Origin of the sequence: Acinetobacter chinensis (assembly GCF_002165375.2) — a bacterium.
In the GTDB taxonomy this organism is placed as follows: domain Bacteria; phylum Pseudomonadota; class Gammaproteobacteria; order Pseudomonadales; family Moraxellaceae; genus Acinetobacter; species Acinetobacter chinensis.
Genome location: NZ_CP032134.1, coordinates 1,807,820 through 1,822,914 on the forward strand (window position 1 = coordinate 1,807,820; position 15,095 = coordinate 1,822,914).

General features: G+C 40.9%; 15 protein-coding genes. 3 read left to right on the forward strand and 12 right to left on the reverse strand.

The genetic code is table 11. The annotated features are described in order from the left end of the window. Positions 1-108: 108 nt before the first annotated feature. Entirely contained in the window at positions 109-1,347 is a 1,239-nt protein-coding gene (locus CDG60_RS09440) for an acyl-CoA dehydrogenase family protein (RefSeq protein WP_087514214.1), read from the reverse strand. A gap of 128 nt (positions 1,348-1,475) precedes the next feature. Between CDG60_RS09440 and CDG60_RS09445 the strand changes: the two genes are divergently transcribed. Continuing rightward, positions 1,476-2,393 (forward strand): LysR family transcriptional regulator, encoded by a 918-nt coding sequence (locus CDG60_RS09445; protein ID WP_087514215.1) that lies wholly within the window; start codon positions 1,476-1,478, stop codon positions 2,391-2,393. A 6-nt stretch (positions 2,394-2,399) separates the two neighbouring features. On the opposite strand, the gene CDG60_RS09450 is transcribed toward CDG60_RS09445, so the two are convergent. The 7 genes from CDG60_RS09450 to CDG60_RS09485 all read right to left on the reverse strand — a co-directional run bounded on the left by CDG60_RS09450 (position 2,400) and on the right by CDG60_RS09485 (position 8,735). Further along, positions 2,400-2,705, reverse strand: coding sequence for a DUF7710 domain-containing protein (locus tag CDG60_RS09450; RefSeq protein WP_087514216.1), 306 nt, complete (start codon positions 2,703-2,705; stop codon positions 2,400-2,402). 129 nt (positions 2,706-2,834) lie between these two features. Next, positions 2,835-4,307 carry a MocR-like pyridoxine biosynthesis transcription factor PdxR gene (pdxR, locus tag CDG60_RS09455; RefSeq protein WP_227542861.1) on the reverse strand — a complete coding sequence of 491 codons (1,473 nt, stop codon included), beginning with the start codon at positions 4,305-4,307 and terminating at the stop codon, positions 2,835-2,837. A 114-nt stretch (positions 4,308-4,421) separates the two neighbouring features. After that, positions 4,422-5,228, reverse strand: coding sequence for a hypothetical protein (locus tag CDG60_RS09460; RefSeq protein ID WP_087514217.1), 807 nt, complete (start codon positions 5,226-5,228; stop codon positions 4,422-4,424). A gap of 144 nt (positions 5,229-5,372) precedes the next feature. Next, on the reverse strand, positions 5,373-5,492 hold the full coding sequence (locus tag CDG60_RS09465; protein ID WP_087514218.1) for a DUF2474 family protein: 120 nt from the start codon (positions 5,490-5,492) through the stop codon (positions 5,373-5,375). A 52-nt stretch (positions 5,493-5,544) separates the two neighbouring features. Further along, positions 5,545-6,549: a cytochrome d ubiquinol oxidase subunit II gene (gene cydB / locus CDG60_RS09470; protein ID WP_087514219.1), complete on the reverse strand. Its 1,005-nt coding sequence runs from the start codon at positions 6,547-6,549 to the stop codon at positions 5,545-5,547. Continuing rightward, the gene (locus tag CDG60_RS09475) at positions 6,549-8,021 is read right to left on the reverse strand and encodes a cytochrome ubiquinol oxidase subunit I (protein WP_087514220.1); all 1,473 of its coding nucleotides are present in this window, start codon (positions 8,019-8,021) and stop codon (positions 6,549-6,551) included. Before CDG60_RS09475 ends, cydB begins: the two co-directional genes overlap by 1 nt. A 267-nt stretch (positions 8,022-8,288) precedes the next feature. Next, positions 8,289-8,735 carry a DUF2946 domain-containing protein gene (locus CDG60_RS09485; RefSeq protein ID WP_087514222.1) on the reverse strand — a complete coding sequence of 149 codons (447 nt, stop codon included), beginning with the start codon at positions 8,733-8,735 and terminating at the stop codon, positions 8,289-8,291. A 260-nt stretch (positions 8,736-8,995) separates the two neighbouring features. Here CDG60_RS09485 and CDG60_RS09490 point away from each other — a divergent pair, with 260 nt between their 5' ends. After that, on the forward strand, positions 8,996-9,442 hold the full coding sequence (locus tag CDG60_RS09490) for a MarR family winged helix-turn-helix transcriptional regulator (protein ID WP_087514223.1): 447 nt from the start codon (positions 8,996-8,998) through the stop codon (positions 9,440-9,442). Continuing rightward, positions 9,432-10,640 (forward strand): MFS transporter, encoded by a 1,209-nt coding sequence (locus CDG60_RS09495; RefSeq protein WP_087514224.1) that lies wholly within the window; start codon positions 9,432-9,434, stop codon positions 10,638-10,640. Before CDG60_RS09490 ends, CDG60_RS09495 begins: the two co-directional genes overlap by 11 nt. Positions 10,641-10,756: 116 nt before the next feature. Here the strand turns inward: CDG60_RS09495 and CDG60_RS09500 are convergent, their stop codons facing one another. The 4 genes from CDG60_RS09500 to CDG60_RS09520 all read right to left on the reverse strand — a co-directional run bounded on the left by CDG60_RS09500 (position 10,757) and on the right by CDG60_RS09520 (position 14,884). Further along, positions 10,757-11,359 carry a nitroreductase family protein gene (locus tag CDG60_RS09500; protein ID WP_087514225.1) on the reverse strand — a complete coding sequence of 201 codons (603 nt, stop codon included), beginning with the start codon at positions 11,357-11,359 and terminating at the stop codon, positions 10,757-10,759. Between the two features lie 244 nt (positions 11,360-11,603). Continuing rightward, the gene (locus CDG60_RS09505; RefSeq protein ID WP_087514226.1) at positions 11,604-12,095 is read right to left on the reverse strand and encodes a hypothetical protein; all 492 of its coding nucleotides are present in this window, start codon (positions 12,093-12,095) and stop codon (positions 11,604-11,606) included. A 265-nt stretch (positions 12,096-12,360) separates the two neighbouring features. Continuing rightward, positions 12,361-13,755, reverse strand: a complete 1,395-nt coding sequence (fumC, locus tag CDG60_RS09515) for a class II fumarate hydratase (RefSeq protein WP_087514228.1) — start codon at positions 13,753-13,755, stop codon at positions 12,361-12,363. A 121-nt stretch (positions 13,756-13,876) separates the two neighbouring features. Beyond that, entirely contained in the window at positions 13,877-14,884 is a 1,008-nt protein-coding gene (locus tag CDG60_RS09520) for an NAD-dependent epimerase/dehydratase family protein (RefSeq protein ID WP_087514229.1), read from the reverse strand. Between the last annotated feature and the right edge of the window lie 211 nt (positions 14,885-15,095).

Sequence of the window (15,095 nt, forward strand, 5' to 3'; positions counted from 1 at the left end):
TTTTTTCCCTGAATTTTCTGTGTCTTATATAACGTCTATAAAAAGATTATCCTGCATCCTGAATATTATCCAGTGATGCAGGGTAAATTTTATTGATCAGTCACTGATTTATTTTTTACGTGAACCATATCCATGTTTTTTCAGTTCAAGTTTTGCGATCATGCCTTTATGTACTTCATCAGGACCATCAGCCAGTCTTAAACTGCGTGCCTGAGCAAAAAATCCTGTCAGTGGTGTATCTCTTGAAACACCCATACCGCCATGAATCTGAATCGCCATATCCACCACTTTTTCCAGTACTGATGGTGCAACTACCTTAATCGCTGAAATTTCAGTCAAAGCAGCCATATTCCCCTGTGTATCCATCTTATAAGCAGCATATAAAGTCAGTAAGCGTGCCTGATCAATGGCAACACGGGCTTCTGCTACACGTTCAAGATTGCCACCCAGTTTAATAATTTCCTTACCAAAAGCTGTACGGCTCATACCGCGACCAATCATCAGCTCTAAAGATTTTTCAGCAGCACCGATACAACGCATACAGTGGTGAATACGACCAGGTCCAAGGCGACCCTGAGCAATTTCAAAGCCCTGTCCTGCACCACCGATAAAACTGGTTACAGGAACACGGACATTATCAAAGCTGATTTCGCCGTGTCCATGTGGTGCATCATAATCACCAAAAACCGGCAACATACGCTCTATCGTTACACCCTGTGCATCAACAGGGACCAGCACCATCGAATGCTGATGATGACGATCTTTGCTTTCATCAGGCGTGTGTGCCATAAAGATGATGATTTTCGCATTTGGGTCTCCCAGACCTGAAGACCACCACTTACGACCATTCAGCACAATTTCATCGCCATCCACAACGGCTGTAGCCTGCATATTGGTCGCATCACTTGATGCAACAGCAGGTTCAGTCATACAGAATACAGAACGGATTTTTCCTTCAAGTAAAGGTTTCAGCCATTGTTCTTTTTGTGCTTCAGAGCCATAACGCCACAGGACTTCCATGTTTCCACTGTCAGGTGCATTACAGTTAAATACAGTCGGTGCAATCAGACTGCGACCGGAAAGTTCTGCAATATGTGCGTATTCCTGAACAGATAAGCCCTGACCGAGTTCAGCATCGGGTAAAAACATATTCCATAGACCCGCGTCTTTTGCCTTTTTCTTCAGGACTTCAAGCTGAGCTGGCCACTGCCATTTTGTCCAGTCCCCACCCTGATTCAGATGATGGACTTCATTCCAGAACTCCGTTTCTACAGGTTCAATTTCATTTTTAATAAAAGCTTTGGTGCGTTCTACAAAATCCTGCGCACGTGCTGATAATTCAAACATATTCAGATCCTTTGGATGGATATTTCATGAAATCCGTGAGCCACTCGAAAGTAATTATTTATGGAGGCTTTACAACACAGTACCCATAAAACTATTATGAATAAAATGATTTAATTTTATTAATCACTATGAATGATATTCATAATAAAACCCGTATAGATATGTCAGTTTTCCACCATATTGATATTAATTTATACCCACTTTTTATTGCTGTTTATGAACAGAAAAGTATTTCTCAGGCTGCACATATGCTGTATATCACTCAGTCTGCTGCAAGCCATGCTCTACAGCGTCTGCGTATACATTTGCAGGATGACTTATTTGTCAGAGCGGGTACCCGAATGCTTCCCACACCGTTTGCAGAACAGATTTATCTGCCGGTCAAAAACGCACTCTACGCCATACAGAATATTTCAAGGCAGAAACAGCAGTTTGATCCTTTGGTGATTAAAACCCTGAAAATTGCAGTTCATGATGAAATTGAACCGATTATTTTTCCTAAAATCATTCAGCACTTTCAGGCAATCAATCCAGATATTCAGTTTCTGAGTTCCAAAGTTGACCGTAAAAACGCGGTTGCAGACTTAGCATCACAACAGATTGATTTTATTATTGATCTTGAGCAAAGCTATGGTGAAAAAGTTCAGTATCACAATCTGGTTCAGGACCATTTTGTGATCTGTACACATCATGAGTCCATTGATACAGCTTCATATCTGAGCGCACCACACATTGGCGTTTCTTCCAGACGTACAGGCACCCTGCTGGAAGATATGTATCTTCAGAAAAATAAGCTGACACGTCAGATATTTTTACGCTGTCAGCATTACTCCACCGCTTTACAGGTACTGGAACAGTACCCTTCAGCCATGCTGACGATCCCTCAGGGCATCCTGGATAATTTGCAGATGTCCAGTCGGATTCAGGTTTTTGAACATCCTGTGAATATCCCTGTTTTAAATATGGGAATTTACTGGCATAAGGATATTCAAGAGAATTCCAGACATCAGTTTTTAAGAGAAGAAATTATTAAAATTTTTGCTTAGGCTATTTTACTGCTGATTTTCTTCAGTAATTTCTTCAAGGATTTCACCATGTTTGAAATGCCATTGCTTTTGATATGCAGATACAAAACTTGCAATGAAAATCGGTGCGGAATCAATCGGGCTTTTTCTTGCAAAATAACCATTTTCCACCGCCCAGTCATAGCTTGAGACATCCAGTGGATACTCAATTACCATACCACTGAGATAATATTTCTGAATCCAGTCACACATGGATTCAAAACTGGAAAAAACAGCGGAAGTCAGCGCAGCATTTTCTGCTTTAAAAATAAAAATTGAATTATGACTGTTCATTTCACGTACCTGATTTTTATTCTGGTGAATATTTAATCATTTTAATTAAAAATATAAATCAGTTTTGTTTGAATTGTGTCACACAAATTAAATATTAAATTGATGAATACCTCAATTTAAGCCAATCCTCTACTTTGTATTTACGCGTTTGATTTCAGCAGAAATCATCTGGGTCAACTCAAGCATACAGGCCTTGATCTCCGTATCATTCAACGCACTGAACCCAAGAACAAAGCCATATTCAGGATCATTTTCATAAAACTGACTCAAATGTGTTATGGCAATGCCTTTCAGCTCTGCCCCTTTGACCAGTGCGTCTTCCAGCTTTTCTGCCAGTTTCAGGTTTTTGAAATAACAGGCGATCTGCATAGAAGGATGATGCTCTTTCAGCTCACAATAAAATGCAAGATACTGATTAAAATAATGAATAAATGCCTGATAACGTTTCAGATATATCTGCTGCATTTTATGCAGGTACACTGCATATTCACCATTTTTCATGAAATGAGCCAGCTGTACCTGTATATGCTGAGATGGCGCACTGCCATCAATATAGTTGCGGTAACGCTTGAACGGTTCAACCAGTCTTTCAGGTAAAATCAGATAAGACAGGCGTAATCCAGGTAATAGATATTTACTGAAAGAACCGATATAAACTGTACGCTGATAATGATCAGAAGCAAAAACAGCTTTATTTTTTTCTTTTTTCAGCATAAATGCATCGTAATCATCTTCAATGATGTATGCATTTTTCTTTTCAGCGAATTCTATAATCTGTCTTTTGCGCTGTTCACTCATCTGAATCCCAGAAGGATACTGACAGGAAGGCGTCACATAAACCGCCCTGATATTTTCGAGTTGTTCTGCATCCTGAATTTTCAGACCTTCGGCATCCAGTCCTATACATTTCAGACTCATATGCATATGTTTAAACAGATGATAGGCATTTGAATAATACGGATGTTCCAGTATCACCTGACTGTTTTCTGGTAAAAGTACCCTGCCACATAAATACATTGCCTGTTGGGTACTATTCACAATCAGCACCTGTTCTGGACTGACCTGTGTGTGACGGTGTAAGTTGACCAGCTGGGCAATCTGTTCGCGTAACAGCTCATTTCCGGCACTGTTGTCTTTCATATAAATACTGAGACCGGCACTGTAGAGCACCTGTTTTTCAGTTTCATACCACTTTTTAAAAGGGAAATTCCGAATTTCAGGGATACCATCGGCAAAGAAATTCAGATTCTGATCAAAGAACAGATCTTCCAGTTGCTGGCTTTCGGGTGCCAGGTCGTATTGCATATTTTGTGCAGACTGCCTGTACTGCCCCGATTTTGCATAAACAAAGCTACCTTTGCCTTTGATGCGGTATAAAATGCCTTCATCTTCAAGTTGTGTATAAACTTTCTCAACAGTATCTCTGGAAACCCCAAAACTTTCAGAAAGAAATCGGGAGGATGGACATTTAAAATCATTTGTATTCTGAATACTTAAAACCAGTGACTTAAGGGACTGATAAAATTTTACTTTTAGCCGGGCATCGTTATTTTTTTCAAGATTATGCCTTAACAGCTCCATAAACTCTTTTTGATTCATCATTAGCCTGCTATCAGTAAAAATCCACGCGATCAGTTCATCTACATTCAGCTTTCAGTTGCGACAGCTGTTCAGAATCCTAAAGAAACTTATTGCATTTTAAATGCAAATGCTGGGTCAGGCATTTAGCCGCTGCGTTGAATTGTGCTGTTTAAAAACAGTTTCTGTAAATTCACCAAAGACAGAAAATTTTTCAAATAAATGTTCACTGTACATCAGGTCATCCACCAGTCTTTCAGCATCTTTGAGACTGATATTCAGGTGCTGACTGACCAGTGGAGCATTGTCCTTACAGATATATTCGCAGATACTGGCTGTTTCGGTATTTTTTCTTTTCCATAACAGTTTTGCAAAATCAATCTGATCAGACTCGATACCACATTTCTGTTCCCCTACAACGATCGTATTCAGTCTGATATTCAACTGTTGTAGCTGCTGTGTCAGCTCTTCATGAGCTATCCAGGAGCTGATCCAGTCAATATGATGACAATATGGATCAAGTAATGCTTTTAAAAATGCATAGAACTGAAACTGATTTTCCTCAACCAGCTCCAGACTGATATTCATTTCAGACAGTGATAAACTGTGCTGAAGTTCGAGTGCTTCCAGTCGAAAATAGTGCGCAAAAACCTGTTCGGTCAATGGCATTCTTGAGGTGATATAGACTGTTTTAAAATTTAAAACGGAGTAAATGAAAGGAGTGAATAAAAAGCTTAGGCTATTTTGAGCACCTGTATTCTGAATCACATAAATATGCTTTTCAGTCTGCTCTCTACGTTTCGTATGATTCTGCGCCAGCTGCTCCTGATATTGTTGTTCATTTTCAAAACCCAGCAGATTGAGTGCTTTCAGTGCCTCTGACTCTGCCACATCCAATGATTCCTGCAATAAACTGAATACAGAACTGATGCTTTCCAACTTCATGCCTTACCCGTAATATCGAACACTTTTCTAACAGCCACTATAACGAGGTTATTCATATTAATGGTCTGCTGGATATAAAAAAAGTGGTCTGATTCATCAGACCACTTTTTCAGTGAATAAAATCAGGCTGAGAATATCAGAAAACTAATATGCCAGCTGAATCAACATTCTGAACAAGCCTGCAATCACTGCAAGCGCCAGAAATCCACCCAGCCATAACACAATGAACCACTGAGTCTCAGACAGTTTTTGTGAAAGTTTCATTTGCCTATTCCTCTCAATCTCATAATGATACGATGCTGATCACAGCCATATCTCAATGGTAGCCCTCATCACCCACACGGACTTTGTCACGGAATACCCAGTAGGAAAGTCCTGTATAGATCAGAATAATCGGAATCAGGATCAAAGCACCGATCAAAGCAAATAACTGACTGCTTTCTGGAGCTGCTGCATCCCAGATGGTAATGGATGGCGGGATAACATAAGGCCATAAACTGATCATAAAACCTGTATATGCCAGAAATACCAAAGCAAGTGTATAAATGAACGGGCTCAGTTCTTTACGTTGCTTGCAGGCACGTAAAATCAGCAATGTAAATACAACCACCAGTACAGGTACAGGACTGAAATACATCAGTTGAGGCTGACTGAACCATCGGGCTGCTATTTCAGGATGTGCCATTGGTGTATAAATACTCACGGCGCCAAAAATGACAAATAATGCAATGATCAGTTTAGGCATCAGACTGTACATTTTATTCTGAAGATCCAGTTCAGTTTTAAAGATTAACCAGCCACAACCGAGTGCTGCATAAAGCACAACCACACCAATTCCAGTAAATACTGAAAATGGAGTCAGCCAGTCCAGTCCACCACCTGCATACATGTTATTGCTTACTTTTATGCCCTGAATATATGCCCCAAGAATCATTCCCTGGAAAAAACTCGCCAGTATAGAACCACCAATAAAGGCTTTGTCCCACAGATGTTTCGTTCTGTTGGCTTTAAAACGAAATTCAAAAGCCACGCCACGGAATATCAGTGCAACCACCATTAAAATAATCGGCAGATACAGTGCGGACAACACCGTTGCATATACCAGCGGAAATGCGGCATACAGAGCTGCGCCGCCAAGTACCATCCAGGTTTCATTACCGTCCCAGACAGGTGCAACCGTATTCATCATTACATCACGCTCCTGTTGCCCCTGAATAAAGGGAAACAGAATACCGATACCCAGATCAAAGCCATCGAGCACGACATAAATAAAAACACCAATGGCAATAATAACAATCCAGATTAAAGATAAATCAATCATTATTTCTGCTCCTGTTGATGATCATTTTCAGGTTTTTCAGATGTAGATGACGGCTCTGAGTCAACACTGTCCTCCACACTGGTCAACGGACGTTTAGACGCAAGGATCACGGCTTCTTCACTGTGAACCTGTCCCTGAGGAGTCGCATGAATGAACTGCGGTCCCTTATGCATCAGTTTCAGCATGTAATAGATACCTATACCGAACACGACACAGTAGACTACGACAAAAATAATCAGTGTTAATCCCACCTGTTCAGCAGAAACTGGTGACAGTGCATCTTTGGTACGAAGAACACCATATATCACCCAGGGCTGACGACCTACTTCGGTCGTAAACCAGCCAGCCAGCAGCGCAATAAAACCGGATGGCCCCATCACAAATGCAAAACGGTGCAACCATTTATTTTCGTAAAGTTTTCCACCTTTTCTGAGTAAAAGTGCAAAGAAAGCCAGCAGAATCATCAACATGCCCAGACCGACCATAATCCTGAAACTCCAGAATACAACGGTCGAATTTGGACGGTCTTCAGGTGCAAATTCTTTCAGACCTTTCACCTCACCATCCATGCTGTGAGTCATGATCAGGCTGCCCAGGTTAGGAATACCAACGGCATATTTTGTTTCTTCAGCTTCCATATCTGGTATACCAAACAGATATAACGGCATACCTTCATCTGTATTGGTTTCCCAGTGCCCCTCAATTGCAGCAAGTTTTGCAGGTTGATGCTTCAATGTATTAAGACCGTGGTTATCTCCAATTATGACCTGTAAAGGAGCCAGAATCAGAATCATCCACATTGCCATGGAAAAAGATTTTTTGACAAGATCGTCACGGCGACCTTTCAGCAAATGCCACGCTGCTGTCGATGCAACCAGTAAAGCAGACACAAGAAATGCCGCCGCTGCCATATGAGCCAATCGGTATGGGAATGATGGATTAAAAACAATGGCAAACCAGTCTGTCGGAACAATAATGCCATTTTCTATGGCAAAACCCTGCGGTGTCTGCATCCAGCTGTTTGAGGACAGAATCCAGAACATGGAAATACAGGTTCCGACTGCAACCATAACAGTGGCAAAGAAATGTGCTCTTGGTCCGACGCGGCCCCAGCCAAACAGCATAATGCCCAGAAAGCCAGCTTCCAGGAAGAAAGCACTCAGGACTTCATACGTCAGTAAAGGTCCAGTTACAGAGCCTGCTATCCGTGAAAATTCACTCCAGTTGGTACCAAACTGATAGCTCATCACCACGCCAGACACAACGCCCATACCAAAAGCGACGGCAAAAATTTTGACCCAGAATTTAAACAGATCCTGATAGACAGGATTCTGGGTTTTCAGCCAGCGCCACTCGAGCACCGCCAGAAAACTGGCAAGCCCAATGGAAATCGCTGGAAAAATAATATGGAATGAAACAGTAAAAGCGAACTGGATACGCGCCAGCTCAAGTGCAGTCAGTCCCAGATTCATGACACCACCTTTTTGATAAGCACAGGGCTTTCAGAAATACGCATAAAACCGATATTGCTGAAGCCATCATTAAAAGCATTATTAAGTCTGTCATTCAAAGCATACCGCTTCTCTGAAAAGACTGTCTGTTGCTTATTTTTTGCTGATATTTTGTGCAGTTCTGCAAATTTCAGGATGTGTAAGTCCCTCTGTACAGAACAGATTGTTTCAGGATTCATGTGTGTTACCTACATAAAAGTTAATGCTTAAAATTCATTAATTTGTGGTTTATGCAGATAAAGAAGGTGGGGCTCGCCCCTGAGGCATGAGAAAAAGTTTTTGCAGCTCAAAGTAGATGTGCTTATGCGCTTTCTCAAAAGTGATCAGCCGGATATTCAGACGGTCAAAGACTTCCTGCACCCCAAGTTCGGGCGGCATGACCAAATCACCATAAACCGTACAGTACTGACACTGATGATTATGGGCATCGTGAACATGCTCATGATGATAATCAAAATAATCTTTCAGAAAATGTAAATGACTGTGAATGTCGTGTGGCTCATGAGCTGAAACCTGAGTCTCAGAAGAATGAAGTGGTGAAGCAATCAAATTATGAGTGATAGAAAGACATACCGGAGCAATATGATACTTTTCCGGTAGCAAAGGCTGTAAGTGAACAGCTATCTGTAAAAGTATTGTTGCTATAGCAAGCAACAAGCCACTGCGTTTCAGCAAAACAGAATCTCAGATCTTCGCTCGTTAAATTTGAAAAGTTCACGACTGCTTAAAAACCAAGCGGTGTGATCAACTTTCCACTCTGTTCAATATAGTTTATAAAAACATATTTTAAAAGTGGTCTGCCGTTTCACTTTTTACTGTATTTATTTTTCCAATCACTTTTTTATTTTAATAGAAAGATAATTTGAAAATTCACATAAATGAGCGTAAATTTAAATCATTACCCAGGGTAAATGATTCAGTAGCAGACTCTTCTTATGGACACTTCTCTAAAATTCCGATCCGTCATTCTTAAATTTTCAAGAATGTTAAGTGATGAAATAAATACGCTGTTGCTTGAACATCAACTGAACTATTCTCTGTGGCAGGTTCTTCACTATATTCAACAGCATCAGCCCTGCACCTCTACCGAAATCGCTGAATATCTCAATATTTCACGACCATCCATTGCTAAACGCATTCAACCATTATTAAAGCTACAGGCTGTTTCACAGCACTCTGAAGCTGACCGACGTGTCAGGATACTCAGGCTGACAGATTCAGGACAACAGCTGGTTATTCACTGTATGCACAAAATAGATCAACTTGAGCAGGAACTACTTGAGCAAAGTTCTGACACTGATATTCAGCTGAGTATTAAACTGATTCATCAACTGACCCAACAATTGCAGCATAAAAAATCAGGTGTACATCATGAACACTGAAAATGCGCCCTTATGGACCAGAAATTTTATTCTGGTCAGTGCCATCAACTTTCAGCTGGTTCTGATCTTTTATTTACTTGTGATTGTCATCGTCGGTTATGCCGTAGCTGAACTGCATGCAAGTACCGCTCAGGCAGGTCTGGTTTCTGGTCTGTTTATTGTGGGTACGCTGATTGGACGCTTACTGGTAGGTCGATTCCTTGAAAAATTTGGACAGAAAGCAACATTACTGACAGGGCTGACGGGATTTTTACTTTTTTCTGGACTCTATTTCATTCATTTTGACGTGGGCATGCTTTTACTGGTCAGATTCGCACACGGATTTATGATGGGAATGGCATCAACTGTACTGGGAACCATTATTGCTCAGATTCTTCCCCCTGCACGGCGTGGTGAAGGCATTGGTTATTACAGCATGAGCAGTACTCTCGGCACTGCAATTGGTCCATTTATGGCAATCTGGCTGATGATACATACCGGTTATCACGTGATTTTCATCATTTCCAGTTTCATCGCTTTCTGTTGCGTCATTACAGCACAGTTCATCAAAGTTCCCGAAATTAAAAAAGAAACTCGACAATGTGAAAATACTGATACCGGTAAAACGGCAGGCTTTATCTCAAAGTTTATTGAAAAAAATGCATTGCCCGTTTCTCTTGTTATGCTGCTGGCTTCCATCTGTTACTCAGGTGTTCTGTCTTTTATTCATTTTTATGCCAAAGAAATCAACCTGATTGAAAGTGCTTCTGTATTCTTCCTGATGTATGCCATCGCCATTTTGATTTCCCGCCCTTTCACAGGTCCACTGCTGGACCGCAAAGGTGAAAACATTATTATGTACCCGGCATTCATCATTATGGCACTCGGGCTGATTACACTGAGCTTTGCCACTCATGCCACAACGCTGCTGATCAGCGCTGCACTTCTCGGATTTGGCTACGGCAATATTCAGTCTGTCTGTCAGACCATCGCCATCAAAAGTGCAAACCTTGAACGTATGGGCTTTGCCACATCCACTTTTTTCATTTTCCTTGATGCAGGGCTTGGTTTTGGTCCTTATTTTCTCGGACTTGCCTTAAACTGGATCAGTTTTCAGCAACTTTATCTATACAGCGCGATATTCACACTGTTCTGTATCGTTGTTTATTACGTACTTCATGGAAAAACAGCTGCAGATATACGGAAGCTGCCCCACTGATTCAGCTGTTTTTCAGCCTGCACTGAATAACTTAAAAATATACAACGGTGCTGATTTTAAAGATTCAGCCAGATAAAAAGCCTCTGTCAAAGAGGCTTTTTATTCACACATCAGAATTATTGGAATACTTTAAAACGATCCGCATCAGACATATAGGACTTTTCTGCGGCTGGTGCTTCAACAGAACCGAAAACCAGCTGAGCACGCAGTTTCCAGTTCTGAGGAATATCCCATTCTGCATGAACCTGTTCATCTACAATCGGGTTGTAATGCTGCAGTGATGCTCCAAGCCCATCAGTGTGCAGTGCTGTCCATACAGCAAACTGAGCAATTGCTGTTGAATGTTCTGCCCATACTGGGAAGTTGTCAGCATAAGATGGGAAGTTTTCCTGTAAACCCTGAATCACATTCATATCTTCAAAAAACAGAACCGTACCTGCACCTGCAATGAAACTGTCCATTTTTGCTGATGTTTTTGCAGCTGATTCTTCATCTTTTGCATAAGATTTCAGTTTATCTTTAACGATATTCCAGAATTTTTCGTGCTGAGCACCGAACAGAATCACCGCACGTGAAGACTGAGAGTTAAATGAAGAAGGACTTTGCTTAATTGCATTCTGAATCAGGTCTGTTAAATATGCAGCGTCATGCTTAACATTTTTACCAATTGCATAAATAGTACGACGATTCTGAATTAATTCTAAAAAGTTATTCGACATTTGATGAAATCCTTGAATATATCTTCGGGAAATTTTGAAAGCGACGTTTCAACTATTTAGTTGAACTTAACCGTGAATAAGATTGTTTTGTAAAGCCAAAACAATGCAGATATGTTATAGATTTTTATTGGTTGATACTGTTATTTATTGATATCCTGGAACTGCCTGTACAGTAAGCATTCAACTTTGTAAACAGCATTCATATAAAAAATCCCCCATATATGGAGGATTAAAAATCTGATCTTCAGAACTTCGCGTTCAGCACCTTGTCTGATATATGACCTTTCCAGATATCACGCAGTACCGGCAAATAAAACTTTTCACCAACCTCAACCAGTTCTGCATCAATCTGAGCATGCAGCTCATGTAAAAACAGATAATCCAGTTCAACTGAAGTCAGTGCACTGTTTTTTACAGAAAACTCTTTACGCTTCTGTTTGATCTTTACCACAGTCTGGTCTGCAAATTTTTTATCACGAAATGCCGCCAGAGCATTCAGTCGTAATTCAACCACGCCCCAACCGCTAAGTAAAAGTTTAAACAGTTCAAAATCTACAACTGTAGATTCCCAGGTCATTTCTTCAAGGTTTTCATTTTCAGGCAGTACTGGTAACAAAAGTTCCATGACACTCGGAAAGATTTTTTTGAAACTCAGAATAAATTTAACGGGATGCTCGCCAGGATAATCACTAAATTGCACATTTTTACGAACATCGGTTAAATAGATAGAGAGCATTAAAAAATCCTAGATACAAAACTGTTTATAACTCAGTTTATTGCATTACCAGTTCAGCAGGCCACATCAACAATAAAATGAAAACAGAAAAAGAAAGGCATTCTAACAATTCTGACATTTTATTCAATGCCAATGAGCTACCAATCCACCAGGCTACATCCTGTCCCCGTGAACTGCTACATAAAAAACAACAGGTTTTATATCTGTTTTTATGTTCAGTACAGACTCATTTTTTGAGCAGTACTGAACATAAGTAACTTGCGACTTATTTTACATTTGGAGCAATCATGTCCTCAGGTTTAACAACTGCATCAAACTGCTCCTCTGTCACCAGGTTCAGTTCAACAGCAACCTGCTTCAAAGTCTTACCTTCTTTATAAGCCGTCTTAGCGACTTTTGCTGCATTTTCATAACCAATCACAGGATTCAGCGCTGTAACCAGCATCAGAGAGTTATGCAGGAAATAATCAATTTTCTCACGTACAGGTTCTATACCAACAGCACAGTGATCATTGAAACTGTTACAGGCATCCCCAAGCAACTGAATGGACTGTAAAAGGTTAAATGCTATGACTGGCATAAAAACATTCAGCTCAAAATTACCGGATGCGCCCGCTATATTGATGGTGGTGTCATTTCCCATGACCTGAGCAACAACCATGGTCATCGCTTCACTCTGAGTCGGATTCACTTTACCTGGCATAATACTGGAACCAGGCTCATTTTCAGGAATACTGATTTCACCAAAACCACAACGCGGACCACTTGCAAGCCATCGGACATCATTGGCGATTTTATTCAGACTGGCTGCCAGGGTTTTTAACGCCCCTGATGCAAACACGGCGGCATCACGTCCAGCCAGTGCTTCGAACTTATTGGGTGCAGTTACAAATGGAAGACCTGTCAGGCTGCCAAGCTGAACAGCTGCCTTTTCTGCATAATCAGGATGTGAATTCAGCCCTGTCCCGACAGCTGTACCCCCTAAAGGCAACTCATACAACCCTGCCAGCGCCTGCTGAAGACGTTTCAGCCCGTGATCCAGCTGAGAAACATAACCACTGAATTCCTGTCCAAGCGTTAATGGCGTAGCATCCTGTAAATGTGTACGACCAATTTTAACAATTTCTGAAAATTCTTCTGATTTTGCATTCAGTGTATCTCTTAATTTCTGAACAGCAGGAATCAGAAGTTCATTGATCTGAAGGCTTGCAGCGACATGAATAGCCGTCGGGAAAGAGTCATTGGTGGACTGCGCACGGTTCACATGATCATTAGGATGTACAGGTTTCTGCGAACCCAGCGGATTCCCCAGTTTCTGGTTGGCAATATTGGCAATCACTTCATTACAGTTCATGTTACTTTGCGTACCAGAACCAGTCTGCCAGACCACCAGTGGGAACTGTGCATCCCACTGACCTGAAATAACCTCATCTGCTGCACCTATAATATAACCTGACAGTTCCTCAGGAATCTGCTGAAGCTCAGCATTGGTGATTGCTGCAGCTTTTTTTACAAGCCCCATGGCACGGATCATTGCACGTGGCAATCGCTCACCACCAATTTTAAAATTCTGCAAACTGCGCTGAGTCTGTGCGCCCCACATTGCTTCTGATGGAACTTCTACATCACCCATCGTGTCATGTTCAATACGTGTCTGCATTTGAAACCTCTTGTATGTTCAGAATAGACTGGCTAAGCGCAATTGATCTGCTATGGCTGTACTGATACTAATCAATTCAAGCCACTAAGTAAATGATAATTATTTTCATTAAAACCTAGAGTCAGTATGACCTTAATGACTGCTGATAAAACCGCCATTCATCTTCAATCATTTGTTTTAAGGATCGGACTTTTTGCCACTGGAGGACATCGTGTGCTTTGGTAGATACACTTCCAATCTGATCCAGTACAGGATATTCACAGCTTTCAACATCCACAGTATGTATTTCTGTATGTGTCGTTTCACCAATTAAGTTCAGCAGTTTCTGAATGGAAATATGATCACCATAAATATCAAAAGCTTCACATGCATGATGCTGCATGCTTAACCACTGTAATGTTTTAGATACTGCGTCACAGAAATCAAGGACATGTAGAAAGCTACGCTCCGCTGTTTTATCTTCTGTCTGCGCATGCTTGTGCAGTTCTATGAAGTCGCGCTGTGTTGAAGCTACCTGCATTGCAAGAGGAACAATATTTTTAGGTAATGGTGTAACAAATTCCCCCAGTACACCATGTTCAAATGCACCCGCGATATTACCAGGTCTTAAAATCGCGACATTCCACTCATCGTCTGTACTGTAAGTATCCTGAATAATGGTTTCCGCCATCTGCTGCGACTTCACATAAGGATTCTGGAACCGATAATTGAATTCAGTCGCTTCCGTCAACTCCAGACTGGATTGCCCATAAACAGCAAGGCTTGAAATATGCAGCAGATTACGGGTTCCTGTACGCTGCATGGCGCGAAGCAGACTCATGATACAACTGACATTATCATTATAATATTCAAGTGGTTTCTGAACCGACTCTTCAAGTGACTTAAAACTGGCAGCATGTATGACCGCCTGGATTGAATACTGCTCAAAGACTTTATTTAATGCCGGTGTATTTCTGACATCAATTTTGACAAAAGGAATATACAGACCAGAAATATATTCAAGTCTTTCAAGAGTCTGCAGACTTGAATTGGACAGATTATCAACAATAATGACTTCCTGACCCTGAGCCATCAGACTTAAAGCAATATGCGAGCCTATAAAGCCTAAACCACCAGTCACTAAAATCATTGTTTAGAATCTCCACTTGATTATCAAAACCTTACATCTTCATGGTGCAGATTTGGTGCTCACAGTTATTCAGTCTGATTTCAGAAACCTCAAACCCAGCTGAAACTCTCTTATGAGCAATCGAACCACTAAGAGGTTTTACCTATTATCTTACAGCTTTAGAATATTGAGTATGTAGCAATTATGGTGATCAACTGTATTTTCTTTAACG